The sequence below is a fragment of the Enterobacter sp. UPMP2060 genome (assembly GCF_053709655.1).
On the sequence record NZ_JBSKJQ010000003.1, the window covers coordinates 66716 to 93146 of the forward strand.

Sequence of the window (26431 nt, forward strand, 5' to 3'; positions counted from 1 at the left end):
AGTTAACCATGTCCCGGAAAGAAGTTCTGTACACCCCCTATAACGGGGCCGTATTGCTGGAAAATCCGCTGCTAAATAAAGGACTCGCATTCATTAAAGAAGAGCGTGACAATTTTAATCTGCACGGGTTATTGCCGCACAACGTTGAAACCATTGAAGAACAAACCGAGCGCGCCTGGGTGCAATTTTGTCATTTTAAAAGCGATATTTCGCGTCATGTTTACCTGCGAAATATTCAGGACACCAATGAAACGCTCTTTTATAACCTCCTGCGTTCGCATCTGAAAGAGACGTTACCGATTATCTATACCCCGACGGTCGGTGAAGCCTGCGAGCATTTCTCCACGATTTATCGACGCGCGCGCGGCCTGTTTATTTCATGGCCTAACCGCCATCGTATTGATGAGATGCTGCAAAGCTTTTCGCGCAACGACGTTCGCGTGATTGTGGTGACGGACGGGGAACGTATTTTAGGGCTTGGCGATCAGGGTATCGGCGGAATGGGTATCCCAATTGGCAAGCTGTCGCTGTATACCGCCTGCGGCGGGATCCATCCGGCCTCTACCCTGCCGATAATGCTGGATGTCGGCACCAATAATCAGCAACACCTCGACGACCCGATGTACATGGGCTGGCGCCACCCGCGCATCAGCGACGATCAGTACGCTGAGTTTATGGATATGTTTGTCAGCACCGTTAAAGCGCGCTGGCCCAATGTGCTCCTGCAATTTGAGGACTTTGCGCAGAAAAACGCCACCAGGCTGCTTCAGCGCTACCGCGACCAGCTGTGCTGCTTCAATGATGATATCCAGGGCACGGCCGCCGTGACCGCCGGTACGCTGATGGCGGCGGCCCATGCCGCGGGCACGCGCATTCGCGACCAGCGCGTGGTCTTCCTGGGCAGCGGCTCTGCCGGATGCGGAATAGCTGAAAAAATTGTGGCGCTGATGGTGGATGACGGCCTGACCGAGCCGGAAGCGCGCAGCCGGATCTTTATGGTCGATCGCTTCGGCCTACTGACCGACGACATGACCAACCTGCTCGATTTCCAGAAAAACCTGCTTACCGCGCGCGACGCCGTTTGCAGCTGGCAGGTTGACGCGAAGAACATTTCCCTGCTGGACGTGGTGAAAAACGCGCATCCTACGGTGATGATCGGCGTTTCGGGCCAGCCGGGGCTGTTCAGCGAAGAGATTGTCAAAGAGATGCATCGCCACTGTCCGCGCCCGATCATCATGCCGCTCTCGAACCCGACTTCGCGGGCGGAAGCCCAGCCGCAGGATCTTATCGCCTGGACCCAGGGTGCCGCGCTGGTGGCCACCGGCAGCCCGTTCGCCCCGGTATTCTGGGAGAATGAACACTACGAGATCGCCCAGTGTAACAACGCCTATATTTTTCCGGGCCTGGGGCTGGGCGTACTGGCCTGCAACGCGCGCCGGGTGACGGAAGAGATGCTGATGGCAGCAAGCCGCAGCCTGGCCGCGCAGTCTCCGCTGGTCACCACGGAAAAAGGCGGATTGCTGCCGCCGGTAGATCAGATTGAAACGGTCTCACGCCAGATTGCCGTCGCCGTCGCCCGGGCCGCGATTGAACAGGGCGTGGCTCCGGCGATAGATGATGAGACGCTGATGGCGCGTATCGAGAAGACCTGGTGGCAGGCGGACTATTCGCCGTACCGCAGGTCTGCGCTGTAAGCCTCGATCCTGCCCTCACTGCACGGTGAGGGCAGGATTGCTGCCTCAGTGCTGGACGCCCGACCGGTCGGAAAGATCGGCAGCGGACAGGATATCAGCCCGTGGTGCCACGCTCTTGCGGCGGGCATACCGGTCAGGCTGACCTTCAGGACGCGTTTTGAAGCGCCGGTGCAGCCACATATACTGTTCTGGCGCCATCCGTACCGCCTGCTCAATCGCCCTGTTCATCTGCGTCGCAACAGATTCTTTATCGCCCCCCTGCAGCGACTCGCTGATATCCTCCAGAATAATCAGTTCGTAGCCGGTACCGTCCGCCCTGCGGCGCGGCACAAAGGGAATGACGGCAGGCTTAGCGCTTTTGACCAGCATATAGCTTCCCGCGGTCGTGGCGGCATCCGCAACCGCAAAGAACGGCACAAAGACGCTATTGGATTTGCCATAGTCATGGTCCGGGGCGTACCACAAAATTTCATTCTGCTTCAGCGAGCGGATCATGCCCTTTAAATCATGACGATCGAGCATGGTTTTATTGGAGCGCAGGCGCCCGCGCGTCTGAAGCCAGTCCAGCAGCGCGTTATTATTCGGACGATACACCCCAATGCCGGGGTTGAGCATGCCAAAGATCCGCGCGCCCAGCTCAAGGGTGAGAAAATGCATGCCAACGAGCACCACGCCATTTCCCTTTGCCCGCGCCTTTTCCATGTGCTCATAACCCGTCACGGTAAAGCATTTCTTCACCCGCCACGCAGGCCAGAACCATGCCATCCCGGTTTCGATTACCCCCATTCCTACCGATTCAAAATTACGCTGCAGCAGTGACTCTCGCTCCGCCTTTTTCATCTCCGGAAAACAGAGTTCCAGGTTGCGGCGGGCAATCTCAACGCGGCGCGGAAGCAGGCGCATCGCCAGCCGTCCAAGACTGTGGCCGATTCGGAACAGCAGCGGATAAGGGAGCAGCATGATGAGCCACAGCGCGGCGATGCCAGCCCAGCTTAGCCAGTAACGAGGGTGAAGAAAGGCGAGTGAAAAACGGGGTAATTTTGTCATGAGAAAATTATCCTTTAGCGTGTCTGTCCTTAACTGATTCTGTTTGAGATCTTTCCTAAGGATTGATGGGCTGTCAGCCAGAAACGTAAAGTGTAACGGATAAGATAAAACGCATTTTTATCGATTTTTGCGAAAAAGCGGGAAGATGAGGCGGGGAAAAACCGGGGAGAAGAGTTCCCCCCGGCAATTGCGCTTACATTGAATAGCCTGGCTTTTTGATTAATTCGTCCAGCTTCGGTCCTATTTCGGTATCCCAGACCTGCGCTTTCCAGTCCTCCTGGTTCACCTGATTCAACGCAACGGACACCGAGCTGTCTTTGCTGTTGAAATGGCGAATAATGACCTCAGCAATATCCTCGGCCAGTGCGGTTTTTTGTTCGTCGTTCAAATCGCGGGGAAAACATTTGATATCTACGTGTGGCATATGCAGGCTTCCAGTTGTGAGTCAGGGCTCCACGTTATCAGATAATACCGTTGGCCTTTAACACCTTGTGCAGTTCCGGCAGCTGACATACGGTATCTGCGATGGCCGTCAGTTTCGGCGTATTGGCCGCAAACCAGTCATGGCGTGGCCCCCAGGTTCGCGCCACCGCGATATAAACATCCAGCAGCGTCAGCCGTTCACCCAGCGCAAACGGGGCGGCCTTGAGCTGAGTTTCGAACCACAAATAGAGGGACTTCCGGTATTCGATGCAGTTTTTCTGCAGCTGTTCAGGCGCATCCGGCGCCCAGCGTTCGGGATAGTCCGCATACGTAAACGTGGGATAGACGTTGGCCACAAACCAGATCAGCAAGCGCTGAAACTGCTGGCGTTCGGCCTGCCCCACGGGCGGAGCGAGATCGGGACATCTGTCGAGCACCATCAGGGCGATCGCCGCCGTTTCGGTCATGATGGCGCCATTTTCCAGCTCCAGCGTGGGTACCTGACACAGCGGGTTAAGCTTTTGCAGCAGCTCACGCTGCGGGCCGGGCTGGTCAAACCCGTCCACGTTGATAAATTGATAAGGGATATCGGCCAGGGTTAGCATCACTTCACCGATCGCCGAGCCCCAGCCGGGTACGCCATAGAGTTTAATCATGTTGCCCCCTGCGGGATGAAAACCCTAAGTGTAGAGCACCATTAGTAGGTTATCCCAGGCGGGTTGACCTCCGACTGCGCCACCGCTTCGCCCTGCTCGCCCCAGCGCGCCAGCACCTTCTGGTAATCACCCCGCTTAATCGCGCCGTCCAGCGCGGCCTGCAGCGCGTACACCAGTTCATTGCCCTTTTTGGTGGTGGTGGCGACATAGGCTTTTTTCGGCCCTAAACCGACGACGCGGGTTTTGCCCGTGAGCGCAGCCTTATAGGCCGATACCGACTGCGGGCCGAAGAACACGTCAGCCCTGCCGGACTGAATATAGAGATTGCCCGAGGCATCGTCGTGGAGATAGACCGGCAGCGCAGGCGCCCTTCCCGCCTTTTTGTTCTCTTCGTTCCAGCCCAGCAGGATGCGTTCCTGATTCGTACCAGAGCCGACGATCACCTTTTTCCCGGCCAGATCTTCCGCGCTTTTGATTGACTGAATCTCGCTGGTGGATTTCACCGAAAACGCCAGCGAATCGACGCGGTAGGTCGCAAAATCAAACTTCTCTTTACGCTGTTCGGTCACCGCAATGTTCACCAGCGCCACGTCGTAGCGCCCGGAGGCGATCCCGAGCGGCCAGTCTTCCCACGCCGTCGGCACCAGCTTCAGCTTTAGCCCCAGGCTGCCCGCCAGCAGGCGGGCGATATCCGGGTCGCTGCCAATGCGCGTGCGGTTATCGCTGGCCAGCAGCGCCAGCGGCGGAGAATTCAGCGCCGAAACGGCGACCGTCAGCGTACCCGGCTCAACGAATTTGTAATTGGCTGGGATCTTCCCCACGGCCTGACGATCCACCGTCACCGGCAGCGGCTGCTCGTTGGCTTTCAAATCAATGCTGGCGTGGCTCGCCGTCGTGAAGACCAGCCCCGCCAGAAGTCCATATTTCATTGGCACTCCTTACAAGACTTTGGAGAGAAACTGGCGCGTTCGCGCATGTGACGGACGGTTTAATACCTCGTCACTGCTTCCCTGCTCGACGATTTTTCCGTCGACCATAAACACCACCTGATCCGCCACTTCACGGGCAAAGCCGATCTCGTGGGTCACTACCACCAGCGTGGTGCCGGACCGGGCCAGCTTTTTGATCACGTCTAACACTTCCCCCACCAGCTCCGGGTCCAGCGCCGAGGTGGGCTCATCAAACAGCATCACGCGGGGACGCAGCGCCAGCGCGCGGGCAATGGCAATACGCTGCTGCTGCCCGCCGGAGAGATGACGAGACCAGGCATCGGCTTTATCCCGCAGCCCGACCACGTCCAGCAGGCTGTACGCCCTTTCCACCGCCTCTTTTTTGCTGAGCTTTTTATGCGCGATGGGCGCCTCAATCAGGTTTTCCAGCACCGTGAGGTGCGGAAAGAGATTGAAGTTCTGAAACACGTAGCCCACGTTGACGCGCTGCTTGAGGATCTCCTTCTCCTTCAGCTCATACAGCCTGTCGCCCTGACGACGGTAGCCAATGTAGTCTCCGTCGATCTGAATAAAACCTTCATCGACGCGCTCCAGGTGATTAATGGTGCGCAGCAGCGTCGATTTACCGGAGCCGGACGGCCCGAGGATCACCGTCACGGACCCGGGCGGGATCTCAAGCGAAACGTTGTCGAGCGCCTTATGGCGACCGAAATACTTGCTGACGCCGGTAATCGAAATATGTCCTTCAGGAGAGGCTTGCATGGACGGGTTCCTGTGCTGGCGTGGTGGTGACAGAACGGGTGCGACGGACGGCACGGTTCTGGTTAACGGCAGAGCGGCGTTCGCTGCGGGCAAGCGCGCGCTCGACGCCATACTGGATCGCGGACAGGACGGTGGTGATCGCCAGATACCAGGCGGCACCGACCATCAGCAGCGGGATCACCTCCTGCGTGCGGTTGTAGATCATCTGGATGGTATAGAACAGCTCCGGCATCGCCAGGACGTACACCATCGCCGTGCCCTTGGCGAGGCTGATGATTTCATTGAACCCCGACGGCAGAATGGTGCGCAGCGCCTGAGGCAAAATGATGCGCACCGTGCGTCGCCAGGCCGGCAGACCGAGCGCGGCGGCGGCCTCATACTGGCCGTGATCGACCCCGAGGAATCCGCCGCGAACGATCTCGGCGGTATAGGCGCTCTGCACCAGGGTGAGCCCCACCACGGCGGTAGAAAACTGACCCAGCACGTTGATGGTTTCAAAGCTGCCCCAGGTGATGCCGGTGAACGGCACGCCGAGCGAAAGCGTGTCGTAGAGATAGGAAAAGTTGTAGAGAATGATCAGCACCACGATCAGCGGCAGCGACCGGAACAGCCAGATGTAGGCCCACGCCAGGCTGCTCAGCAGCCAGGATGAAGAGAGTCTCGCCAGCGCCAGCATGCCGCCAAGCACCACGCTCAGCGCGGTGCCGATCAGCGTCAGCAGCAGGGTCTGCCCGACACCTTCGAGGATCACTGGGTCAAAGAACCAGCGGGCAAACACCGCCCACTCCCAGCGCGGGTTAAAGGCCACGGACTGAATCACGACCGCCAGGACAAACAGCGCCACCGCGGCGCCGACGGCCCGCAGCGGATAACGCGCCGGGACCACCTTAATGGTTTCAACGTTGCTCATCGTCGTTCCTCATGCGGTTTTACTGAACGCTTCGCGTACCAGCGTTTTGGTGAAGCGCAGCCGACCGTCAAACGGCGGCTGGCTGTACTCTTCCGGATCGCGGTTCAGATCGAACTGCGCCTGATAGCCCTGGCTGAGATAGAGCCGTACCGCTTCCGGCTGGCGAAAGCCGGTTGTCAGGTATATTTGGCTGTACCCTGCCAGCACCGCCCTGCGCTCAAGCTCCTGCACCACGCGCCCGGCAAGCCCCTGCTGACGCAGGGTTTTGTCCGTCCAGATGCGTTTGATTTCCGCGGTGCGTTCGTCGAAAGGTTTGTACGCGCCGGTGGCGATAATCTTCCCGTCGCGCTCAAGTACAATAAACAGCCCCTGCGGCGCTAAATACCACTCTGTAAGCTCAACTTCCGCGTCTTTGGAGAAGTAGTCCCCGTAGCGGGCGGCATATTCACCGAACAGCCCCTCGATAATGGGCTGAAGCTCGGCGTCTTCCGGTGAAACATCACGAAATCGTTCGCTCATCACGCCTCCTTAATCGCCCAGGCCAGCCGGGTTCACTTCTGACTGAGGAATACGCTCAACGCCTTCCCCCCAGCGGTTCAGCACTTTGTCGTAGTCGCCGTTTTTGATCACGCCGTTCAGCGCGGTTTGCACCGGCTCAACCAGCCCGCTGCCTTTCTTCAGCGTGACCGCGATGTGCGCCGCCTTCGGCCAGCCGCCGTCGACGCTACCCACCAGTTTGGTTTTCCCGTTCAGCGCCGCTTTCCAGGCGCCAATCACGTTCGGGCCAAAGTAGGCATCCGCGCGTCCGGACTGCAGGGCCAGCGTTTGTGCCGCATCGTCTTTGGTGTATATCGGGGTAAAGGGCTTCAGACCTTTCTTGAGGTTTTCGGCATTCCAGGCCAGCAGGATGGCCTCCTGGTTGGTGCCGGAGCCGACGATAATCCGCAGCCCGGCGATGTCTTCCGCCTTCTGCAGCGACTTGATCGGGCTGGTTGATTTCACGTAGAACCCGAGGGAATCTTTGCGGTAGGTGGCGAAATCAAACTTCTCTTTACGCTCTTTGGTGACGGTGATGTTGCTGATGGCGGCATCATATTTCCCGGAAGCCACCCCCAGCGGCCAGTCTTCCCAGGAGGTTGGCACCACGTTCAGCTCCAGCCCGAGGCTGTCTGCGACCAGACGGGCGACGTCAACCTCGCTTCCCAGCAGCGTTTTGTTGTCGTCGGAAAACACCGTCAGCGGCGGTTGATTGAGGCCCGCCACCGCCACGGTAAATTTCCCCGGCACGGCAAAGCGATAATCTTTCGGCAGCTGTGCCACCGCCTCGCTGTTTTTGACGGTATTAACCGGCGTTTTATTGGCCTCGATGCTCACGCCGGTGCCGTTAATATTCACATTCTCTGCCCAGACGGCAGGGGTAAAGGCCAGCGCGAGCGCCAGAATAAGCGTTGTTTTCTGCATAGCGGGGTTCTCTTTTATTGTTGTGTGTATTGGTTTTTAGGTTCGTCTAAGCCGAGGCTTTCGCGCAGCGTGGTGCCCGGGTAGTCGGTACGGAACAGGCCGCGCGCCTGTAAAACGGGCACCACCTGGTCAACAAAGCGCGGGAAGGTGTCCGGCGTACCGCCCTGAATGATGAAGCCGTCTGCGGCATAGCCTTCAAACCAGGCCTGCAGGCCGTCGGCCACCTCTTCCGGCGTACCGGAAAAGCGCGGTCGCGGCGAGGCGGCTTCCAGCGCGACCTGACGCAGGGTTAAGCTGCGCTCGCGGGCGTTACGCTTAATTTCATCAGTGGTGCTGCGGAAGCTGTTTTTGCCTAAGTCGCCGATATCCGGGAACGGCTCGTCGAGCGGGTACTGGCTGAAATCGTGATGTTCGAAATAGCGTCCGAGGTAGTTGAGGGCATCGTTAATCGACACCAGCGCCGCCGTGGTTTGATACTGGTTTTCCACGTCATCGGCGTCTTTACCCACAATCACGCTGACGCCCTGGAAAATATGTAAATCTGACGCGCGGCGTCCGTTACTTTCCAGCTGCTGCTTCACGTCGCGATAAAAGGCTTTTGCCTCTTCGAGGGTCTCGTGATGGGTAAAAATGGCGTCGGCATGTTTCGCCGCCAGCTTTTTCCCGTCGTCCGACGCGCCCGCCTGAAAGACAATCGGCCGCCCCTGCGGCGTTCGACCAATATTCAGCGGCCCGGCGACCTGGAAGAAATCACCGTGGTGGTCCAGGGTATGCAATTTGGCCGGGTCAAAAAACTGACCGCTCTCTTTATTGCGCACAAAGGCGTCGCCTTCCCAGGAGTCCCACAGTCCTTTCACCACGTCGAGATACTCATCCGCAATGCGATAGCGCAGCGCATGCTCAGGATGTTTTTCACGGGAAAAGTTCTTCGCTGACCCTTCCAGCGGCGAAGTCACCACGTTCCAGCCCGCGCGCCCGTTGCTCAGGTGGTCGAGGCTGGCGAACTGGCGCGCCGTGGTGAAGGGCTCGCTGTAGGAGGTGGATAAGGTTCCTACCAGCCCCAGGCGCGAGGTGATGCTGGCGAGCGCGGATAACAACGTCAGCGGTTCAAAGCGGTTTAAAAAATGCGGGATCGATTTCTCGTTGATATAGAGACCGTCGGCAACGAATAAAAAATCGAGTTTGCCCTCCTCCGCCTTTAACGCCGTCGCTTTGACGAAATCAAAATTGATGCTGGCATCGGCGACGGCCTCAGGGTGACGCCAGGCGGACATATTTCCGGATGCACCATGCAAAATGGTCCCGAGCCGCAGTTGACGATGTGCAGACATATTCACCTCTTCAGAATTAAACGTGTTGCAGGGCTTTTTCCGCAAGCTGTGCAAAATAGCGGGCAGCGGGCTCAATTAATGCCTCATCCGGATTGAATGCCGGATGGTGTAAACCGTACGGGCTGTTGCTGCCGATGCTGACAAACGCCCCCGGGATCTGCTGCAGATAGACCGCGAAATCTTCCCCGCCCATATGCAGCTCGGCGTGCCGGGTTTCGTAGCCTGCTTCTCTGGCGACCGAGGTGGCGAAATCGGCCCAGCGCTCGTCGTTCACCAGCGCGGTGGGCCCGGCATACCAGGTGATATCAATCTGCGCGCTAAAGGCGCTGGCAAACCCGGCGGCGATTTCGCCCACGCGGGCTTTCACGTTCTGCTGCACTTCCGTGCGGTGGGTGCGCAGCGTGCCTTCCAGCTCGACGCTTTCCGGCAGCACGTTCCAGGTGTTACCGCCTGCAATGCGCGTCACGCTCAGCACCACCGAATCCAGCGTATTGACGTTGCGGCTGGCGACGCTTTGCAGCGCCGTCACCAGCTGACTCGCCAGCACGATGGCGTCGTTGCCTTCGTGCGGACGTGCGGCGTGCGCGCCCTTACCGGTAATGCGGACCACAAAGCGATCGACGTTGGCATAAAACGGCCCGCCGCGGGTAGCGAACTCACCGACCAGCAGGCCGGGCTCGTTATGCATGCCGAAGATGGCGCTGACGTCGCGCAGGGCACCGGCCCGCACCATGCTCTTCGCACCGCCAAAGTTCTCTTCGGCAGGCTGAAACAGGATCCGCACCCGGCCGTTAAGCGACGCTTCCCGCTCTTTCAGCTTTAACGCGGCGCCGAGGATCACGCTGGTGTGGATATCGTGTCCGCAGGCATGCATTACGCCTGCACGCTGGGAGCTAAACGGCACGCCGCTGCGCTCTTCAATCGGCAGGGCGTCGATATCCGCGCGCAGCGCAATCAGTTTGTTGCCCGAGCCGATTTCCGCCACCAGCCCGGTCGACAGGTCGTAAGGCTGCGGGGTGATCCCGGCATTCGTCAGCCACTGGCGCAGACGCGTTGTGGTTTCCACTTCCTGGCCGGAGAGCTCCGGGTTCTGGTGCAGCTCGCGACGCCAGGCAATCAGCTGTTCGCCAAAGCTCATACGGTGACCTCCTTGTTAAGACGCGCCTCGGCAAGCAGGCGCAGCGACGCGACGCGCGTTGCCCCCTCCGCGACCGGCGTGTCGATGATAAATTCGTCAATGCCCCACTTTTCATGCAGGGCGTTAAGCTGTTCGAGCACCGACTCAGCCGTTCCCGCCAGCAGCGACTGCGCCCGACGTGCAATGCGCACCGGCTCGCTGCCCGCCTGACGCGCAAAGGCGTAGGCCTGCTCTTCGCTGGCCACGGTGACGCGCTGGCCGTTTGCCAGCTCAACGCCCCACACTTCGACCTTCTGCGCCAGGGCATCCGCCTCGGCCTGCGTCGGCGCAACAATCGCCTGTACCGCCACAATCACGTCCCGCGCGCTGTTCTTACGCCAGGTCGAAACCACCTCGCGCAGCAGGTCCGGGTCACCGTTCAGATGCGCGGCAAAGACAAAGTGCCAGCCGAGCCCGGCGGCCAGCAGCGCGCTATCGATACTCGCGCCCAGCAGGAAACCCTCGGCAGGCAGCGGCGGCAGCGGCGTGGCGCGAACGGCCTCTTCATGAGACTGATGCTCAGGACGGATCCAGCGATCGAGCTGGGCCAGCTGTTCGGCGAAGCTGCCCTTTTCCTGTTGATTCAGCCCCTGCTGCAGCGCGCGGGTCGAGAGCGGCAGCCCGCCGGGGGCTTTTCCGACGCCGAGATCCACGCGGCCGGGCGCCAGCGAGGCCAGCACGTTGAAATTCTCGGCGACTTTATAAGGGCTGTAGTGCTGAAGCATCACGCCGCCGGATCCGACGCGGATGCGCGTGGTTTGCCCGAGGATCCAGGCAATCAGCAGCTCCGGCGAAGGGCTGGCAAGGTGGGGAGTATTGTGGTGTTCGGCAATCCAGAAGCGGTGATAGCCCAGATTTTCTGCCTGCTGCGCCAGCGCCAGGGTCCGCGCCAGCGCATCGGCAGCCGTTTCGTTTTCAGCGATGGGGCTTTTATCCAGAATGCTGATTCGCCATGACATGTTGCGTTCTCGTTTGACTTAACATGTCGACATTATTAAAGGCGCATTTCACCACTGAGAAACAATTAATTTACATTTAGTTTGCCGGAAATCAGATATATAAAACCATGCTAAGAATAAGACTTTAAGTCGGCAATCAGCGTTTTTCCCTGCTCGCGCCGGGTAATGCGGACGAAGCGAATATGCCCATACTGCGGGTTTTGCAGATCGGCTTCATAACGCGTGCGGTTGTTACGCCAGGTTTTCATCGTCCAGATGAGAATGGACTCTCTGCTGAAGAACGCGCGCCGGAAACTCTCTTTGTTCCCGGTGCCGGGCCAGAGCTCGCGCTTATGCCAGGCGCGTTTGACTGCCCTGGTGACCGCCTGCCAGAGGGTGCGGGCAAAGCCATAATCCACCCACACCACAACGTCGACATTACGCCATTTCACCGGCCGCGTGCGGTTATAGTTGCCGTCAAGCACCCAGTCTGGCGAAGCCTGTAGCGCCTGCTCCAGCTTTTCCTGAAACACATCGTCCGGCGTTCCCTGCCAGTCAGGTCGCCAGTAGAGTCTGTCCATCTCGATATAGGGAATAGCCAGTTCGGTCGCAATCTGCTTCGCCAGCGTGCTTTTTCCGCTCCCGCTGGTCCCGATGACGTTAATTTTCACCTCAGCCTCACTGTGTTATCGAAAACTGACCAAATGATAGCGTTTTCATCCTGTTAACGAAACGCTATTTCAGCATGGCAATTTTTCCAGAGAGACGATCTCCCTCTTTCAGTTTGGGTTATGTCATTTATTTGCAGCGACGCCAGAATATGCCCCTGAAAATATTTTCATTTTTATTACATTCGAGAACATTAGCAGATTAAAAATAATGAACAATAGGTATTTCAGGCAGTCATAATTTCAGAGAGAATATGCAGCAGAGCGTTATATAAAAATAAACACATTACTCTTGCCGGAGCATTTTCCGGGCATTTTTTATTCTTGCACATCATCATGGAGTTACTCATGAGGCGTAACACTCCCGTTACACAAAACGAGTATTTACTTAACGATGGTTCGACGTTAATGTCGACCACCGATACCAAAAGCCATATTACCTATGCTAATTCCGCTTTTATTGAAGCCAGCGGATATAAAGAAGAACATCTTCTGGGTGAGCCGCATAACCTCATCCGCCATCCCGACATGCCTGCCGAAGCGTTTGGCGACATGTGGTATACCCTGCAGCAGGGTGAGACCTGGACGGGGCTGGTGAAGAACCGTCGTCATAATGGCGACCACTACTGGGTGCGGGCAAACGTAACGCCTGTCTGGCAGGGTGGATCCCTGACGGGGTATATTTCCGTGCGAAATATACCCGCACGGGAAGAGATTGCGGCCAGTGAAAAACTGTATGCAAAAGTGCGTAATAACGAATTAAAACATTACCGCTTTTATAAAGGGTTACTGGTTCGGCGCGGTTTATTTTCGTTTATGTCGCTCTTTAAATGTCTCAGCACCAGTAAACGTATCCATCTGGGTATTGCGACGACGGCGTTACTCTCCTGCCTGGCGGTGTATTTATTCCCTGATAAACTTGTGCAGTCGGGAAGTCTGGCGCTGCTGTTTATTGCCCTGACCTATTATCTTCATGCGCAGATCGCCCGTCCGGTAAAATCTATTGTGCAACAGATGCAGCGCGTGGTTTCAGGACGTAAAACGGACTATTACCATTTTGACAGGATCGACGACATCGGGCTGATGATGCGTCTGGTAAATCAATCAGGCTTGAACCTCAATTCGCTGGTTGACGACGTCGGGGCGCAAATCAGCGGGATTGGCACCATCAGCCAGCAGGTCGCGAAAGAAGGTGCAGCGCTGCAGACGCGTTCAGAAGAGACCGCAGACTTTCTGCAGCAAACCGCGTCCGCGGTGGAAGAGATCGCCAGCGCGGTGGAGCAGACTGCAGAAACGGCTAAAGAAGCCACGGAGATGGCGGATCGCACCCGCGACAGCGCCCACCGCGGTGAAGCGATGATGAAAGAGACCATCGGTATGATGCAATCCGTGTCGCAGGATAACAGCCAGATCGTCGATATTATCAGCGTTATCGATCGTATTGCCTTCCAGACCAACATTCTTGCGCTGAATGCTGCCGTGGAAGCGGCGCGCGCAGGTGAAGCCGGGCGCGGTTTTGCCGTGGTGGCGGCTGAGGTGCGCAACCTTGCGCAGCACTCCGCGACGGCGGCGAAAGAGATCAAAGCGCTGATTGAGAAAAACGTCGCCAGCGTCAACGCTGGCGTGGAGAAAGTAGAACAAACCGAAACGCAGCTGACGGTTATGATCGACAACGTGCTGCGGGTCTCCTCCCTGATTAAGGAGATCGGCCACGCCACGCAGGAGCAAACCCAGGCGCTGACGCTCATCAACGCCTCCATCTCCCGTATCGGCGCAATGACCCACAACAATACGGGGATGGTGGATAACGTCACTCACGCGGCGAATCACCTGACGCAGCGCACCACGCGCCTGCAGCAAGCGATTGCCGTTTTTGGCGGTTAGCCGTTCGGATACTGCTCGTCGGTGACTTTTTCCAGCCATGCAACCGGGCTGCCGTTAACGGATTCGGCGATGGCAATATGCGTCATCGCCGTTTGCGCGCTTGCGCCGTGCCAGTGCTTTACGCCGGGTGGGATCCAGGCGATATCGCCCTGATTCAATATTTCCGCCGCTTTGCCCCACTCCTGTAACCAGCCGCGACCCTGCGTCACAATCAGCGTTTGCCCAAGGGGATGCGTATGCCACGCGGTGCGCGCGCCCGGCTCAAAGGTCACGGTTGCCCCGCCGACGCTGGCAGGTTCGCTCGCCTGAAATGGTGCGTCAATACGGACGGTGCCGGTGAACCAGGCTTCCGGTCCTTTTGCTGAAGGTAATGATCCGCTGCGGATAATTTTCATCTTATGCTCCTCGTTTACTGTTGCGTTAACAGTAGCGCAAAGCAATCCGGAGCATTAGCGTGCATAATCAGATAGGAAATATGATTGAAATTCATAAATAGAGGCAATCGCGATGCTAAAAGATAATTTCAACGACCTGCTCTCTTTTATGGTAGTCGCCCGCGAGCGCAGCTTTACGCGCGCGGCGGCGCAGCTGGGCGTCTCGCAATCGGCGCTGAGTCATGCCATGCGCAAGCTTGAAGCGCGGCTCGACGTTCGCCTTTTAACCCGCACAACCCGCAGCGTTGTTCCCACCCAGGCGGGTGAGCAACTCTTTACGCGCTTAAGCCCGCATTTGATGGAGATTGAGCAGGAGCTCACGACGCTTCGCAGCGCACGTAACAAACCCGCAGGTTCTGTTCGCATCGTCGCCGGCGAGCATGCGATGGACGCCGTGCTCTGGCCGGTACTGAAGGCGTTTATGGTGCAGTATCCTGAGATTAACGTCGAAGTGACGGTAGATAACGGCCTGACGGATATCGTGGATGGCCGTTTCGACGCGGGAGTACGCCTGGGTGAACAGGTGGCAAAAGATATGATTGCGGTACGGATAGCGCCGGATATGCGCATGGCCGTGGTCGGTTCCAGGGATTATCTGGCTCGCTTTGGCGTGCCGCAGACGCCGGAGCAGCTTGCTGAACACCGCTGCATCAACATGCGCCTGCCCACGCGCGGCGGACTGTATCACTGGGAATTTGAACGCGACGGGCGCGAGCTTCGCGTTCGGGTTGAGGGGCAGCTTACGCTGAGCAGCCTGTCGCAGCGCATCGACGCCGCTGAGAATGGCCTCGGATTAGCCTACGTGCCGGAGGCGTCGGTTCTGGGGGCGCTTAATCACGGACGGCTCGTCAGGGTCCTTGAATCGTGGTGCCCTACTTTCGAGGGGTATCACCTTTATTATCCGAGCCGTCGCCAGCACACTACCGCTTTCAGGTTACTGTTAGATGCTCTCCAGCAGTCAAAATCTTGACCACCTGGTAATAATTAAGAAATTCTGATGATTAAATAATCAACCCGCCAAATGTTTTGTCTAAAAACTCATCACGATTCAGCGTGTTGTGATCGCCGTCTGCTCTGACCACACGATTTCCTTCGACGCGCATCACTTTCGGCACGGTTATATTTTGCGTCGCTTATGAATTGCAGGTAGGATGCCTCGCCATGTTTCGCCTTATCCATACGCAGAATGACTGGGAAGGCGACATGTGTTTGCGCAGAAGCAATCGTTTGTATTGCGCTCTGCCAGGCAGGACTATCACGATAATGGTTCAGACAGGCAAACAGGTAACTCAATGAAAACAAGCAATAAAAGCGCAGCCGATCATCATGCTGCTAAACGTCGCTGGTTGAACTCCCACGAAGAGGGCTACCACAAAGCGATGGGCAACCGTCAGGTTCAAATGATCGCCATCGGCGGCGCTATCGGAACGGGTCTGTTTTTAGGTGCGGGTGCGCGTCTGCAAATGGCTGGCCCGGCTCTCGCCCTGGTCTATCTGGTGTGCGGGATCTTCTCTTTCTTCATTCTTCGTGCGCTGGGCGAACTGGTACTGCATCGCCCTTCCAGCGGAAGCTTCGTCTCTTACGCCCGTGAATTCCTCGGTGAAAAAGCGGCCTACGTTGCGGGCTGGATGTACTTCGTCAACTGGGCGATGACCGGTATTGTCGATATCACCGCCGTTGCGCTGTATATGCACTACTGGGGCGCGTTTGGCGATGTGCCGCAGTGGGTCTTTGCGCTTGGCGCGCTGGCGATTGTCGGCACCATGAACATGATCGGCGTGAAGTGGTTCGCGGAGATGGAGTTCTGGTTTGCGCTGGTAAAAGTGCTGGCCATCGTGGTGTTCCTGGTCGTGGGTACCGTCTTCCTCGGCAGCGGTAAACCGCTGGACGGCAATGCCACCGGCTTCCACCTGATAACCGATAACGGCGGATTCTTCCCGCACGGTCTGCTGCCTGCGCTGGTCCTGGTTCAGGGCGTGGTGTTCGCCTTCGCTTCCATCGAACTGGTGGGTACCGCAGCAGGTGAATGTAAAGATCCGCAGACCATGGTGCCAAAAGCCATTAACAGCGTGATCTGGCGTATCGGTCTGTTCTACGTCGGTTCCGTGGTGCTGCTGGTTCTGCTGCTCCCGTGGACTGCCTATCAGGCAGGTCAGAGTCCGTTTGTGACCTTCTTCTCTAAGCTCGGCGTGCCTTACGTTGGCAGCATCATGAACATCGTGGTCCTGACGGCGGCGCTCTCCAGCCTGAACTCCGGTCTTTACTCTACCGGTCGTATCCTGCGCTCCATGTCGATGGGCGGTTCTGCGCCGAAGTTCATGTCAAAGATGAGCAAGCAGCAGGTTCCCTATGCGGGGATTCTGGCAACGCTGGTGGTTTACGTCTTTGGCGTGTTCCTGAACTATCTGGTGCCGTCCCGCGTATTTGAGATCGTTCTGAACGTCGCTGCACTGGGGATTATCGCATCCTGGGCCTTTATTGTGGTCTGCCAGATGCGTCTGCGCAAAGCGATCAAAGAAGGCAAAGCGGCTGATGTGAGCTTCAAGATGCCGGGCGCACCGGTGACCTCCTGGCTCACCCTGCTGTTCCTGTTCAGCGTGCTGGTGCTGATGGCGTTTGACTACCCGAACGGTACTTACACCATCGCGACCATTCCGCTGCTGGCGGTACTGCTGATTGCCGGCTGGTTCGGCGTGCGTAAGCGCGTTCACGAAATTCACAGCACCGCGCCGGTTCATCACGACGATGAAAAACACGACGCACCGCTGGTGGAAGAAACCTCGCGTTAAGCGTCCGTAAGCATCAAAAAGGGAAGGCAAATGCCTTCCCTTTTTTATTTACAGCGCGATACGAATGACGTCGTCAGGCTGGGTGGCTTCCTGCTGGCGAGTCGATTTTTGTTTCACCGTCACGTACAGGGTTTTGCCATCCGCAGAGAGCGCCAGGCTGTTCGGGTAGACCGGCGTGTCGAAGGTTTTTGTGACCTTATACGTTTTCACGTCAATCACGCTCACCTTACCGGCTTCACGATGCGTCACATAGGCTTCATTGCGGGCCGGGTTAAACAGGACCGCCAGTGACTCCGGCGCGGCGATTTTCTCGATCACGCTGCCGTCTTTCAGGTTCACCACCAGCACTTCCGGCTGTTTTGAATCGGTCAGGAACGCGCGCTGGCCGGCGGTATCGAGGCTGAGGTTCAGGTAGAAGTGCTCTTTACCGTCATCCTGCACCTTTTTGCGGCTCAGGATTTTATTGGTGGCCGTATCAATGGTTACCAGCTCGCCGTCCGCATTCGTGGTGTACAGACGTTTTGCCTGCGCATCCAGCGCCAGACCGGTGCTGTACGTACCGGTATTGGCAATGGTCTCTTTCAGCTTCAGCGTTGCGCCATCCACTACCCAAATCACGCTCTCTTTGCCAACGCCGGTGATGTAAATCGTGTTACTCTCGTCATCCGCCACCAGCTGGCGCGGCTGCAGCGGTTTCACGGTTTCACTGCGCTGGCGATTATCAAGCACCAGACGCCCTTTCACGTCGCCCGTTTTCGCATCGATGGCCGTCACCGCGCCGTTGATGGTGTTGCCAAACCACAGGGTTTGCGTCGCGCCGTCGAGCGTGGCGCCAAAGGGTTTGAGATCGCTATGAATCGCCTGCGTCACGTCCAGCGTGACCGGGTCAAGGCGATAGATAACTCCGCCCTTATCGGTTTTTCGGCTTTGCGAGGTCGCCACCCACAGCGCATTCTCCTGCTGGCTGACCGCCATTTCATACGCCCCTTTGCCCACCGCTTTACGCAGCACCTCTTCGGCGGCATGCACCTGGAACGTCCCGGCAAGCAGTAAAGTGGCAGACAGCAGTGACAGGCTCAGACGCGGCGAGCACAGATGACGTAAAGACATAACAATTCCTTTTCTGAAAAGAGGGGTTTGGGCTGACATCACTTCCGGCAGGCAACGTCATGGCATTGCCTTTTGATAATGAGAATAGTAATCATTAATGAACTGAATGTGGAGTTTTTCTTTCGCGCTTCGCCTTTCATTAACGCAATGTGCGGTTATAGTTTTCAAAACATTTACAAAACCTTTAACATGTATGGACATGTTCCATTTGGTTCGTTTATACACCACAACCGGTTTTATTCATGAAAATCATTTCTGCCCGTAAGGCTTCTCTCCCGCTGCTGCTGGTTCCCGTTATTTTCGCGCCGCTAACCGCAATGAGCGCGGAGGAACAGACCATGATCGTCAGCGCCACGCCGCAAACCGTATCGGAACTGGATACCCCGGCCGCGGTCAGCGTCGTCAATGGCGATGACATGCGCCACGCCGCGCCGCGCATCAACCTGTCTGAATCTCTTGGCAGCATCCCGGGACTGCAAATTCAGAACCGCCAGAACTATGCCCAGGATCTCCAGCTTTCAATGCGTGGGTTTGGTGCCCGCTCAACGTTTGGCGTGCGCGGTATCCGTATGTATGTCGACGGTATCCCTGCCACCATGCCGGACGGACAGGGCCAGACCTCTAACATCGATCTCTCCAGCGTGGAGAGCGTTGAAGTGCTGCGCGGCCCCTTCTCTGCCCTGTACGGCAACGCCTCCGGCGGCGTGATTAACATCAACACCCAGACCGGGCAGCAGCCGCCGACCATTGAAGCCAGCAGCTATTACGGCAGCTACGGTACCTGGCGCTACGGCATGAAAGCCACCGGCGCGATGGGTGACGGCACCCACGCGGGCGATGTGGATTACACCGTTTCCACCACCCGCTTCACCACCAAAGGCTACCGCGACCACAGCGGCGCGCGCAAAAACCTCGCTAACGCCAAACTGGGCGTGCGCATTGACGACGTCAGCAAGCTGACGCTGATTTTTAACAGCGTGGACATGAAGGCCAACGATCCGGGCGGGCTGAGCTATCAGGAGTGGCAGAACAATCCGCGTCAGTCTCCGCGCGGCGATCAGTACAACACCCGCAAGACCATCAAGCAGACCCAGGCCGGTCTGCGCTACGATCGTCAGCTCAGCACCCAGGACGATCTCAGCGTGATGATGTACGCCGGCGAGCGTGAAATGACGCAGTACCAGTCGATTCCATATCAGCCGCAGCTGAAAGCCTCCCACTCCGACGGCGTGATCGATATGCAGCGACACTATCAGGGCGTGGATACCCGCTGGACGCACCGCGGCGAGCTGCTGGTGCCGGTGACGTTTACTACCGGCCTGAACTACGAAAACCTGAGCGAAGATCGTCGCGGATACGAGAACTTCGTGATGAACAACGGCGTGCCGGATTACGGCGTGAAGGGTGATAAGCGTCGAAACGAACGTAACCTGATGTGGAACGTTGACCCTTACCTGCAAACCAGCTGGCAGCTGACGCAGAAACTGTCGGTGGATGCGGGAGTGCGCTACAGCTCGGTCTGGTTTGATTCCAACGACCATTACGTTACGCCGGGCAACGGCGATGACAGCGGTGACGCGAGCTATCACAAGTGGCTCCCGGCCGGTTCCGTGAAGTATGCGGTGACGGACGCATGGAACCTCTACGCTGCCGCAGGGCGTGGATTCGAAACGCCAACCATCAACGAGCTCTCCTATCGCGCCGATAACCAGGGCGGCCTGAACATCGGCCTGCAGCCGTCCACCAACAACACGTATGAAGTGGGCAGCAAAACCCGCATCGGCAATGGCCTGCTGACCGCGGCGCTGTTCCGCACCGATACGGATGATGAGATCGTGGTGGATGCCAGCTCTGGCGGGCGTACCAGCTATAAAAATGCCGGTAAAACCCGTCGTCAGGGGGTGGAAGTCTCCCTCGACCAGCAGTTTGCCGAGAACTGGAAGCTGAAGATGGCGTGGACTTACCTGGATGCCACCTACCGGACTAACGTCTGCAGCGACGCAGACTGTAACGGTAACCGGATGCCGGGCATTGCCCGCAACATGGGTTACGCCTCGTTTGGCTGGCAGCCGGATGAAGGCTGGTACGCGGGTTCAGACGTGCGCTACATGAGCGATATCATGGCCGACGACGAGAATACGGCGAAAGCGCCGTCCTATACGGTGGTCGGGCTGAACACCGGGTATAAATTCAACTACGGCAGTTGGGGCATGGACGTCTTTGGCCGCGTCGATAACCTGTTCGATAAAGAGTACGCGGGCTCGGTTATTGTCAACGAGTCTAACGGTCGTTATTACGAGCCTGCACCAGGCCGTAACTACGGGGTCGGGCTGTCGGTCTCTTATCGCTTCGAGTAAGCGATAAGAAAAGTTTATTTAATTAATGAAATAACGCTCCTGATGGCAATAAACCATCAGGAGTTATTCACCAGATAAATAATTAGGGGCGAAATATAGTCGCTCTGCTAAATAATCTCTTAGTTAAAATATTGTCGCTGTAAAAGCAAATTCGCTTCATCAATCACCTTATCAATCGCCTTCTGGCAGGCAACAACATCTCTTCGCTCCAGGGCGGAAAGCAGTTCGTCATAGTGATATGTCGAGGCTTTGATGTCGTTAAGCTCCTGATGCAGATAGTTCATACAGGGCCCGATGCGCACCCAGAGCTGCTCAATTAATGCATTAAGCGTAGGCATTTCCGCATACTGATAAAGCGTAAACCGGAAGACGCGATTCGCATGCAATGCCTGCTGGACGTTCCCGTTGCGCATGGCCTCATGAAAGGCATCCGACAATTTGCGCAAAGCCTCCAGTTTGCTATCAGACATATTCTGACAGGCCGCGGCGACCGCCATCGGCTCAAGCTGCTTGCGGATAGCGTTAATCTCGTTATAGCGCTCCAGCGTGACCTCCGGAACCAGAAATGCCTGCGCCGGCGTGGCGTGCAACGCCCCTGATGACACCAGCCGCAACAGCGCCTCGCGAACAGGGGTAATACTGGTTCCTAATTTATCGGCAATCTCTTTCGTAATCAGTCGTGCCCCAGGTTTGAGTGAGCCTGTAATTAACGCTCCTTTCAAACTGTGTTCAACTTGCATGGTAAGACTGACCCTTTGGGCTTTTTCTAAGTGGTCCAAATCAAGCATGTTCAATTCCTGTAGCTAAAACTTAATGCTATTTTTAAACGCCAGTTTTAATAAAACGACGCTGGTCCGATATATCCTGTATCGTCATGCCTGGTGGTGGGAAGTACGTAAAAACATCAAAAAAGCAAAGTTTGTTTTTTTTATTGGTTCCGGGCCCGTCCGGGATGCGAGCGCGAAATGCCATGTCCATTAATTAAAGACAATATATCGTATCTTCACAAATAAATATGGCGGGAAACCCCGCCATAGTGCTGTTTATTTATTGTCACTCGCGACGCGAATCACGACTTTGCCGAAGTTACGCCCTTCGAGCAGGCCAATCAGCGCCTCGGGCGCGTTCTCCAGCCCGTCCGTTATCTGTTCACGATAGTGGATTTTGCCCTCCTGCACCCAGCGTCCCATTGCTTCCTGGAACTCCTTAATGCGGTGACCGTAATCCTGGCCGATGATAAAGCCCTGCATACGAATGCGTTTCTTCAGGATGGTCGCCATCAGGAGCGGCAGGCGATCCGGCCCCTCGGGCAGGCCCGTCGCATTGTAGCCGCTCACCAGGCCGCACACCGGCACGCGCGCGGAGGTATTCAGTAACGGCAGCACGGCGTCAAATACTTTCCCGCCGACGTTTTCATAATAGACGTCAATCCCGTTCGGGCAGGCGCGTTTCAGCTGTTCGGCAAAGTCGGCCGCGTGATGATCCAGACACAGGTCAAACCCGAGGACCTCAACGGCATGGCGGCATTTTTCAGCCCCGCCGGCGACGCCGACCACCCGGCAACCTTTGATTTTACCGATCTGCCCGACGGTCGCGCCAACCGGGCCTGTCGCCGCGGCGACCACCAGCGTTTCGCCCGCTTTTGGCTGCCCGATATCCAGCAATCCCATATAGGCGGTAAAGCCCGGCATACCCAGAATACCCAGCGCCCAGGAAGGATGTGACGGATTTTCGCCCAGCTTCACCAGGCCGCTGCCGTCCGAGAGTTCATATTCCTGCCAGCCGCTGTAGCCCAGCACCCACTCCCCGGCTTTGAAGTCGGGATGATTTGACTGCTCAACGCGGCTGACCGTTCCCCCCACCATCACCGCGCCCAGCTCAACCGGTGGTGAATAGGATGGCGCATCGCTCATGCGCCCCCGCATGTACGGGTCCAGCGACAGCCAGACGGTACGCAGCAAAAGCTGCCCTTCAGCCGGGGCGGGAACCGGCTGCGTTTCGAGACGAAAATTTTCCGCGACCGGCGCACCCTGAGGACGGGAGGCCAGTACCCAGCGGCGATTTTGCGAAACAGGTTGATTCATCGGGATCTCCTTCTGGTGCAAATGTCATTACAGCCTGGCTCACGATCGGCGTTATCGCATTAGCATTACGAGGCAGACTGGTTAAGCCGTACAACCAGATAGATGCAGGTTTCATTCGTTTCGTTGATGAACCGGCAGTCATTTGGCGGCCCCAGCTCGAGACAGTCTCCGGCGTGCATTTCGTGGCGCGTATCGCCCTCCTGAAACACCAGCTCGCCGGACTGAAGCCAGATAAGCTGACGTGCCAGCGCGTAAGATGATGCTGGCATCGGAACATCGCTGCCCGCGGGCAGTTCAACCTGAACAAGGTCGATAGGCAGATCGGTGCGGGGAGAAACATGGCGGCGGAGGTAGTGCGTCTGTGGGTCGCGCCAGACGGGCTGGTTTGCAAGGCGCAGCAGCTTGCCCTCCTGCATTTCGGCCCGGGCAATGAGCGTGGACATGCTGATGCCAAACGCACCGGACAGACGGGCCAGCAAGGTGGCTGTCGGGCTACTGTCTCCGCGCTCTATCTTATGGATCATCGCGCGCGATACCCCGGCCCGGTCAGCAAGCTCGCTCAGGGACCATCCGCGAGACTCGCGTTCAAGGCGAATTCTTGCGCTAATACGTTGATTCATTGTGTCTGTTATGGTGTTCATGACGTCATACTATAGTGTATGAACGGCATTTCAATGGGCTTTTGATAACAAAAAAATATGGCTTATGCCGTAGCGATCGGGCGATACGATTGTGTAATATCGTAGGAATAACGTAATACTATAGTAAACAATACACAGAGGGTTAATCATGATCGTTCGTCATGCCTGCAAGGAAGACTGCGCTGCGATAGGCGAAATCTACAACCACGCGGTGCTGCATACTGCCGCGATCTGGAACGATAAAACCGTCGATACCGATAACCGAATCGCCTGGTTTGAGGCGCGCACGCTCGCGGGTTACCCGGTTCTGGTGAGTGAGGAAGAGGGCGTTATCACCGGTTACGCCTCTTTCGGTGACTGGCGCGCCTTCGACGGTTTCCGTCATACGGTTGAGCATTCGGTCTACGTCCACCCGGACCATCAGGGAAAAGGCATTGGCCGCACGCTGATGATCGCGCTGATAAACGAGGCCCGCGCCATAGGCAAACACGTGATGGTGGCCGGTATTGAAGCGCAAAACCATGCCTCGATTCACCTCCACGAAACGCTTGGTTTTGTCACCACGGGGCAGATGCCGCAGGTGGGAACCAAGTTTGGCCGCTGGCTAGACTTAACATTTATGCAGCTGCAGCTGGACGAGCGCAGCGATCCGGACGCCATCCCATGAATCAATCACTGACGCTGGCGTTTCTGGTGGCGGCGGGAATTGGTCTGGTGGTGCAAAATACCTTAATGGTGCGTATCACCCAGTCCTCCTCCACGATCCTTATCGCGATGCTGCTGAACTCCCTGGTCGGCACTGTGCTGTTTGTCAGCATTCTGCTGCTGAAACAGGGCGTCGCCGGATTCAGCGAGCTGGCCGCAACGGTACGCTGGTGGACGCTTATCCCGGGACTGCTGGGGTCGTTTTTCGTGTTTGCCAGCATCAGCGGGTATCAGAACGTTGGCGCGGCGACGACTATCGCCGTGCTGGTAGCAAGCCAGCTGATTGGCGGACTGGTGATGGACGTGCTGAGGAGCAACGGCATTCCGCTGCGCGCCCTGATTGGCCCGGTGTGCGGCGCGGTGATGCTGGTCGTCGGGGCCTGGCTGGTGGCGCGACGCCAGTTTTGAACGTTACAGTATGGTGCCGCCTTTGGTCAGCTGTTCCTCACGCGCGTCCAACTCCTCTTTATGCTGCTTACCGTGGTGCGAAATCGCGGTACGCAGACGCTGCTGCTGGGTGTAACGTTCTTCACGGCTGAGCTCTGCATCATCGCTTAATTCGATCAGCAGTTCATTCATATGGGTGATGACGCCCTCTTCAATGGCGGTATCCACTCGGGCGGTAACTTCGCTTAAATGTGACATTGTCACTCCTTGTTATGTGCCCGGTGGCGGCTACGCCTTACCGGGCAATAAAACGCTTAGTTCAGCTTCGCCTTAGAGAAATCGCTGCCCATCAGGCTCACGCTGTATCCGGTCACGTTGCTGCGGGTCGCATAGAACGTTTTCCCGTTTGCCAGTGCGATCCACGGCGCCTGCTGGTAGAAAATCTCCTGCGCCTGGCCGTAGAGTTTCGCGCGCTCCGCCGGGCTGCTGGTCAGCTTCGCTTTTTGCACCAGATCATCATAACTCTTATCACACCAGCGCGCGGCGTTTGATCCGGTTTTAATGCTGTTGCAGCCCAGCAGCACATCGGCAAAGTTGTCCGGGTCGCCGTTATCGGACATCCAGCCAAACAGCGCGGAGTCATGTTCGCCTTTACGCATTCCGGAGAGATATTCGCCCCACTCGTAAGAGACAATTTTGGCCTTCACGCCGACTTTCGCCCAGTCGCTCTGGATCATCTCCGCGATACGACGCGAGTTCGGGTTGTACGGACGCTGAACCGGCATTGACCACAGCGTGACTTCCGCCCCCTTCTCCAGCCCCGCCTGCTTCAGCAGCGCTTTCGCTTTTTCAGGATCGTAGCTGTAGTCCTTCAGGTCTTTATTAAAGCCCAGCATATTTGGCGGGATCGGCGATTTTGCCACCGTACCGGAACCCATAAAGACCGCATTGACGATAGCCTTCTTGTCGGTCGCGTAGTTAAGCGCCTGACGCACCAGCACGTTATCAAACGGTTTTTTCTCGGTGTTAAACGCCAGATAGCCGACGTTCAGGGCATCGACCGAGTGCAGCGTCAGGTCTTTGTTGTTCTTGATCGCGTCAAACTGAACCGGGGACGGCGCAGGAATGATCTGGCACTCGTTGGTCTGCAGCTTCGCCAGGCGGGTTTCCACGTTTGGCGTGATGGAGAAGATGAGATGTTTCGTCGGTACGTTGCCTTCCCAGTAGTTCGGGTTAGCAACATAGCGGATCAGCGAATCCACCTTGTACTGCTGCAGGACATAAGGCCCGGTACCAATCGGCCAGGTGTCTACGTTTTCAGGCGTGCCTTTTTTCAGCATCGCGTCGGCGTATTCGGCGGAGAGAATCGAGGCGAAATCCATCCCCCAGTCGGCCAGAAACGCGGCGTTAGGCTCGCTGAGGGTGAACTGAACGTGATAGTCGTCGACCTTTTTCACGTCCTGAATCAGCTTATCGAGCCCGACGTCGTTAAAATATTCGTAGTTGCCCTGCGACACGTTGTGATACGGGTGTTTAGGGTCTTTCTGACGCAGAACCGAGAAAATAACGTCATCGGCGTTAAAGTCGCGCGTCGGTTTGAAGTATTTATTGCTGTTGAACTTCACCCCTTTGCGCAGGGCAAAGGTATAGGTCTTGCCGTCCGGCGAAATCGTCCAGGACTCCGCCAGCGACGGGACCGGGGTGTTTTTCACCGGGTCAAAATTGATCAGGCGGTTGTACAGTACCTGAGAGCTGGCCACAAAAGACGGGCCAGAGCTGGCGATTTGCGGGTTGAAGGACTCAGGGGACGCTTCAGAACAGTAAATAAGGGTGTCGTTGTTTGCCGCCCATGCGGCACCGGCTGGTAACAGCGCGCTCAGCGCAAGGGCGAGCAGTGTTTTCCCTGTAGACATGGTTATAACCCTGACAGTTTTATTATATAAGACGGTAATAACAGCACAGGCGATATGACCTGGCAAATAACGAAACACTATCAGGTTATTCTAAAGCCGCGTTTTTTGCT

The 26431-nt window shown here is 56.9% G+C and carries 24 protein-coding genes and 1 pseudogene; 7 read left to right on the forward strand and 18 right to left on the reverse strand.

Features of this window, described 5'->3' with window-relative positions; translation table 11 throughout:
* Window positions 1-8 precede the first annotated feature (8 nt).
* Complete coding sequence (locus ACWKXN_RS09240) at window positions 9-1694, forward strand: NAD-dependent malic enzyme (RefSeq protein WP_454543683.1); 1686 nt, start codon at window positions 9-11, stop codon at window positions 1692-1694.
* 45 nt (window positions 1695-1739) lie between these two features.
* Here the strand turns inward: ACWKXN_RS09240 and ACWKXN_RS09245 are convergent, their stop codons facing one another.
* From ACWKXN_RS09245 to ACWKXN_RS09295, 11 genes and pseudogenes are all read right to left on the reverse strand, one after another.
* A complete protein-coding gene (locus ACWKXN_RS09245) occupies window positions 1740-2741 on the reverse strand; it encodes a Kdo(2)-lipid IV(A) acyltransferase (RefSeq protein WP_454543684.1) in 1002 nt (333 codons plus the stop codon).
* Window positions 2742-2934: 193 nt separating this feature from the next.
* Window positions 2935-3165, reverse strand: coding sequence for a tautomerase PptA (pptA, locus tag ACWKXN_RS09250; RefSeq protein WP_023335848.1), 231 nt, complete (start codon window positions 3163-3165; stop codon window positions 2935-2937).
* A 37-nt stretch (window positions 3166-3202) separates the two neighbouring features.
* A complete protein-coding gene (locus ACWKXN_RS09255) occupies window positions 3203-3820 on the reverse strand; it encodes a glutathione S-transferase family protein (protein ID WP_039262854.1) in 618 nt (205 codons plus the stop codon).
* 41 nt (window positions 3821-3861) lie between these two features.
* Window positions 3862-4749 (reverse strand): ABC transporter substrate-binding protein, encoded by an 888-nt coding sequence (locus ACWKXN_RS09260; RefSeq protein WP_126795545.1) that lies wholly within the window; start codon window positions 4747-4749, stop codon window positions 3862-3864.
* Window positions 4750-4758: 9 nt separating this feature from the next.
* Window positions 4759-5532, reverse strand: coding sequence for an amino acid ABC transporter ATP-binding protein (locus ACWKXN_RS09265; protein WP_047060962.1), 774 nt, complete (start codon window positions 5530-5532; stop codon window positions 4759-4761).
* Window positions 5516-6442 (reverse strand): amino acid ABC transporter permease, encoded by a 927-nt coding sequence (locus ACWKXN_RS09270; protein ID WP_039262857.1) that lies wholly within the window; start codon window positions 6440-6442, stop codon window positions 5516-5518. Before ACWKXN_RS09270 ends, ACWKXN_RS09265 begins: the two co-directional genes overlap by 17 nt.
* Before the next feature lie 9 nt (window positions 6443-6451).
* A complete protein-coding gene (locus ACWKXN_RS09275; protein WP_032656866.1) occupies window positions 6452-6961 on the reverse strand; it encodes a GNAT family N-acetyltransferase in 510 nt (169 codons plus the stop codon).
* A gap of 9 nt (window positions 6962-6970) precedes the next feature.
* Window positions 6971-9234 (reverse strand): annotated as a pseudogene (locus ACWKXN_RS09280) (NtaA/DmoA family FMN-dependent monooxygenase).
* 16 nt (window positions 9235-9250) lie between these two features.
* Complete coding sequence (locus ACWKXN_RS09285) at window positions 9251-10372, reverse strand: amidohydrolase (RefSeq protein WP_454543685.1); 1122 nt, start codon at window positions 10370-10372, stop codon at window positions 9251-9253.
* Window positions 10369-11370 carry an LLM class flavin-dependent oxidoreductase gene (locus tag ACWKXN_RS09290; protein WP_454543686.1) on the reverse strand — a complete coding sequence of 334 codons (1002 nt, stop codon included), beginning with the start codon at window positions 11368-11370 and terminating at the stop codon, window positions 10369-10371. The genes ACWKXN_RS09285 and ACWKXN_RS09290 overlap by 4 nt, the downstream gene beginning before the upstream one ends.
* 110 nt (window positions 11371-11480) lie before the next feature.
* Window positions 11481-12020: an AAA family ATPase gene (locus tag ACWKXN_RS09295; RefSeq protein WP_048979190.1), complete on the reverse strand. Its 540-nt coding sequence runs from the start codon at window positions 12018-12020 to the stop codon at window positions 11481-11483.
* Between the two features lie 345 nt (window positions 12021-12365).
* Here ACWKXN_RS09295 and ACWKXN_RS09300 point away from each other — a divergent pair, with 345 nt between their 5' ends.
* A complete protein-coding gene (locus tag ACWKXN_RS09300) occupies window positions 12366-13901 on the forward strand; it encodes a methyl-accepting chemotaxis protein (protein WP_454543687.1) in 1536 nt (511 codons plus the stop codon).
* Here ACWKXN_RS09300 and ACWKXN_RS09305 read toward each other — a convergent pair.
* Complete coding sequence (locus tag ACWKXN_RS09305) at window positions 13898-14296, reverse strand: (R)-mandelonitrile lyase (RefSeq protein ID WP_023311976.1); 399 nt, start codon at window positions 14294-14296, stop codon at window positions 13898-13900. The two genes, ACWKXN_RS09300 and ACWKXN_RS09305, sit on opposite strands and share 4 nt — an antisense overlap.
* 112 nt (window positions 14297-14408) lie before the next feature.
* On the opposite strand from ACWKXN_RS09305, the gene ACWKXN_RS09310 reads away from it, so the two are divergent.
* Together ACWKXN_RS09310 and ansP are read left to right on the forward strand one after the other, a co-directional pair.
* Window positions 14409-15305 carry a LysR family transcriptional regulator gene (locus ACWKXN_RS09310; RefSeq protein WP_210867157.1) on the forward strand — a complete coding sequence of 299 codons (897 nt, stop codon included), beginning with the start codon at window positions 14409-14411 and terminating at the stop codon, window positions 15303-15305.
* A gap of 322 nt (window positions 15306-15627) precedes the next feature.
* Window positions 15628-17124, forward strand: a complete 1497-nt coding sequence (gene ansP / locus ACWKXN_RS09315; protein ID WP_023311978.1) for an L-asparagine permease — start codon at window positions 15628-15630, stop codon at window positions 17122-17124.
* A 48-nt stretch (window positions 17125-17172) separates the two neighbouring features.
* On the opposite strand, the gene yncE is transcribed toward ansP, so the two are convergent.
* The gene (gene yncE / locus ACWKXN_RS09320) at window positions 17173-18234 is read right to left on the reverse strand and encodes a 7-bladed beta-propeller protein YncE (protein ID WP_454543688.1); all 1062 of its coding nucleotides are present in this window, start codon (window positions 18232-18234) and stop codon (window positions 17173-17175) included.
* Window positions 18235-18476: 242 nt separating this feature from the next.
* Between yncE and pqqU the strand changes: the two genes are divergently transcribed.
* Entirely contained in the window at window positions 18477-20591 is a 2115-nt protein-coding gene (gene pqqU / locus ACWKXN_RS09325; RefSeq protein ID WP_454543689.1) for a TonB-dependent receptor PqqU, read from the forward strand.
* Between the two features lie 119 nt (window positions 20592-20710).
* On the opposite strand, the gene ACWKXN_RS09330 is transcribed toward pqqU, so the two are convergent.
* From ACWKXN_RS09330 to ACWKXN_RS09340, 3 genes are all read right to left on the reverse strand, one after another.
* Window positions 20711-21379, reverse strand: a complete 669-nt coding sequence (locus ACWKXN_RS09330; RefSeq protein ID WP_023311981.1) for a GntR family transcriptional regulator — start codon at window positions 21377-21379, stop codon at window positions 20711-20713.
* A 255-nt stretch (window positions 21380-21634) separates the two neighbouring features.
* Window positions 21635-22675, reverse strand: a complete 1041-nt coding sequence (locus ACWKXN_RS09335; protein ID WP_047741953.1) for an NADP-dependent oxidoreductase — start codon at window positions 22673-22675, stop codon at window positions 21635-21637.
* Window positions 22676-22740: 65 nt separating this feature from the next.
* Complete coding sequence (locus tag ACWKXN_RS09340) at window positions 22741-23316, reverse strand: helix-turn-helix domain-containing protein (protein WP_023311983.1); 576 nt, start codon at window positions 23314-23316, stop codon at window positions 22741-22743.
* A 148-nt stretch (window positions 23317-23464) separates the two neighbouring features.
* Between ACWKXN_RS09340 and ACWKXN_RS09345 the strand changes: the two genes are divergently transcribed.
* Together ACWKXN_RS09345 and ACWKXN_RS09350 are read left to right on the forward strand one after the other, a co-directional pair.
* A complete protein-coding gene (locus ACWKXN_RS09345; protein ID WP_454543690.1) occupies window positions 23465-23983 on the forward strand; it encodes an N-acetyltransferase family protein in 519 nt (172 codons plus the stop codon).
* Complete coding sequence (locus ACWKXN_RS09350) at window positions 23980-24429, forward strand: DMT family transporter (RefSeq protein ID WP_454543691.1); 450 nt, start codon at window positions 23980-23982, stop codon at window positions 24427-24429. Before ACWKXN_RS09345 ends, ACWKXN_RS09350 begins: the two co-directional genes overlap by 4 nt.
* A gap of 3 nt (window positions 24430-24432) precedes the next feature.
* Here ACWKXN_RS09350 and ACWKXN_RS09355 read toward each other — a convergent pair whose 3' ends face one another.
* Window positions 24433-24666: a YdcY family protein gene (locus ACWKXN_RS09355; RefSeq protein ID WP_454543692.1), complete on the reverse strand. Its 234-nt coding sequence runs from the start codon at window positions 24664-24666 to the stop codon at window positions 24433-24435.
* 56 nt (window positions 24667-24722) lie between these two features.
* Window positions 24723-26321, reverse strand: coding sequence for an ABC transporter substrate-binding protein (locus tag ACWKXN_RS09360; protein WP_454543693.1), 1599 nt, complete (start codon window positions 26319-26321; stop codon window positions 24723-24725).
* Between the last annotated feature and the right edge of the window lie 110 nt (window positions 26322-26431).

Coding starts and splice junctions, on each gene's coding strand:
- ACWKXN_RS09240 (WP_454543683.1), top strand. CDS start 9: ATGTCCCGGAAAGAAGTTCTGTACACCCCCTATAACGGGGCCGTATTG.
- ACWKXN_RS09245 (WP_454543684.1), bottom strand. CDS start 2,741: ATGACAAAATTACCCCGTTTTTCACTCGCCTTTCTTCACCCTCGTTAC.
- pptA (WP_023335848.1), bottom strand. CDS start 3,165: ATGCCACACGTAGATATCAAATGTTTTCCCCGCGATTTGAACGACGAA.
- ACWKXN_RS09255 (WP_039262854.1), bottom strand. CDS start 3,820: ATGATTAAACTCTATGGCGTACCCGGCTGGGGCTCGGCGATCGGTGAA.
- ACWKXN_RS09260 (WP_126795545.1), bottom strand. CDS start 4,749: ATGAAATATGGACTTCTGGCGGGGCTGGTCTTCACGACGGCGAGCCAC.
- ACWKXN_RS09265 (WP_047060962.1), bottom strand. CDS start 5,532: ATGCAAGCCTCTCCTGAAGGACATATTTCGATTACCGGCGTCAGCAAG.
- ACWKXN_RS09270 (WP_039262857.1), bottom strand. CDS start 6,442: ATGAGCAACGTTGAAACCATTAAGGTGGTCCCGGCGCGTTATCCGCTG.
- ACWKXN_RS09275 (WP_032656866.1), bottom strand. CDS start 6,961: ATGAGCGAACGATTTCGTGATGTTTCACCGGAAGACGCCGAGCTTCAG.
- ACWKXN_RS09285 (WP_454543685.1), bottom strand. CDS start 10,372: ATGAGCTTTGGCGAACAGCTGATTGCCTGGCGTCGCGAGCTGCACCAG.
- ACWKXN_RS09290 (WP_454543686.1), bottom strand. CDS start 11,370: ATGTCATGGCGAATCAGCATTCTGGATAAAAGCCCCATCGCTGAAAAC.
- ACWKXN_RS09300 (WP_454543687.1), top strand. CDS start 12,366: ATGAGGCGTAACACTCCCGTTACACAAAACGAGTATTTACTTAACGAT.
- ACWKXN_RS09305 (WP_023311976.1), bottom strand. CDS start 14,296: ATGAAAATTATCCGCAGCGGATCATTACCTTCAGCAAAAGGACCGGAA.
- ACWKXN_RS09310 (WP_210867157.1), top strand. CDS start 14,409: ATGCTAAAAGATAATTTCAACGACCTGCTCTCTTTTATGGTAGTCGCC.
- ansP (WP_023311978.1), top strand. CDS start 15,628: ATGAAAACAAGCAATAAAAGCGCAGCCGATCATCATGCTGCTAAACGT.
- yncE (WP_454543688.1), bottom strand. CDS start 18,234: ATGTCTTTACGTCATCTGTGCTCGCCGCGTCTGAGCCTGTCACTGCTG.
- pqqU (WP_454543689.1), top strand. CDS start 18,477: ATGAAAATCATTTCTGCCCGTAAGGCTTCTCTCCCGCTGCTGCTGGTT.
- ACWKXN_RS09330 (WP_023311981.1), bottom strand. CDS start 21,379: ATGCTTGATTTGGACCACTTAGAAAAAGCCCAAAGGGTCAGTCTTACC.
- ACWKXN_RS09335 (WP_047741953.1), bottom strand. CDS start 22,675: ATGAATCAACCTGTTTCGCAAAATCGCCGCTGGGTACTGGCCTCCCGT.
- ACWKXN_RS09340 (WP_023311983.1), bottom strand. CDS start 23,316: ATGAACACCATAACAGACACAATGAATCAACGTATTAGCGCAAGAATT.
- ACWKXN_RS09345 (WP_454543690.1), top strand. CDS start 23,465: ATGATCGTTCGTCATGCCTGCAAGGAAGACTGCGCTGCGATAGGCGAA.
- ACWKXN_RS09350 (WP_454543691.1), top strand. CDS start 23,980: ATGAATCAATCACTGACGCTGGCGTTTCTGGTGGCGGCGGGAATTGGT.
- ACWKXN_RS09355 (WP_454543692.1), bottom strand. CDS start 24,666: ATGTCACATTTAAGCGAAGTTACCGCCCGAGTGGATACCGCCATTGAA.
- ACWKXN_RS09360 (WP_454543693.1), bottom strand. CDS start 26,321: ATGTCTACAGGGAAAACACTGCTCGCCCTTGCGCTGAGCGCGCTGTTA.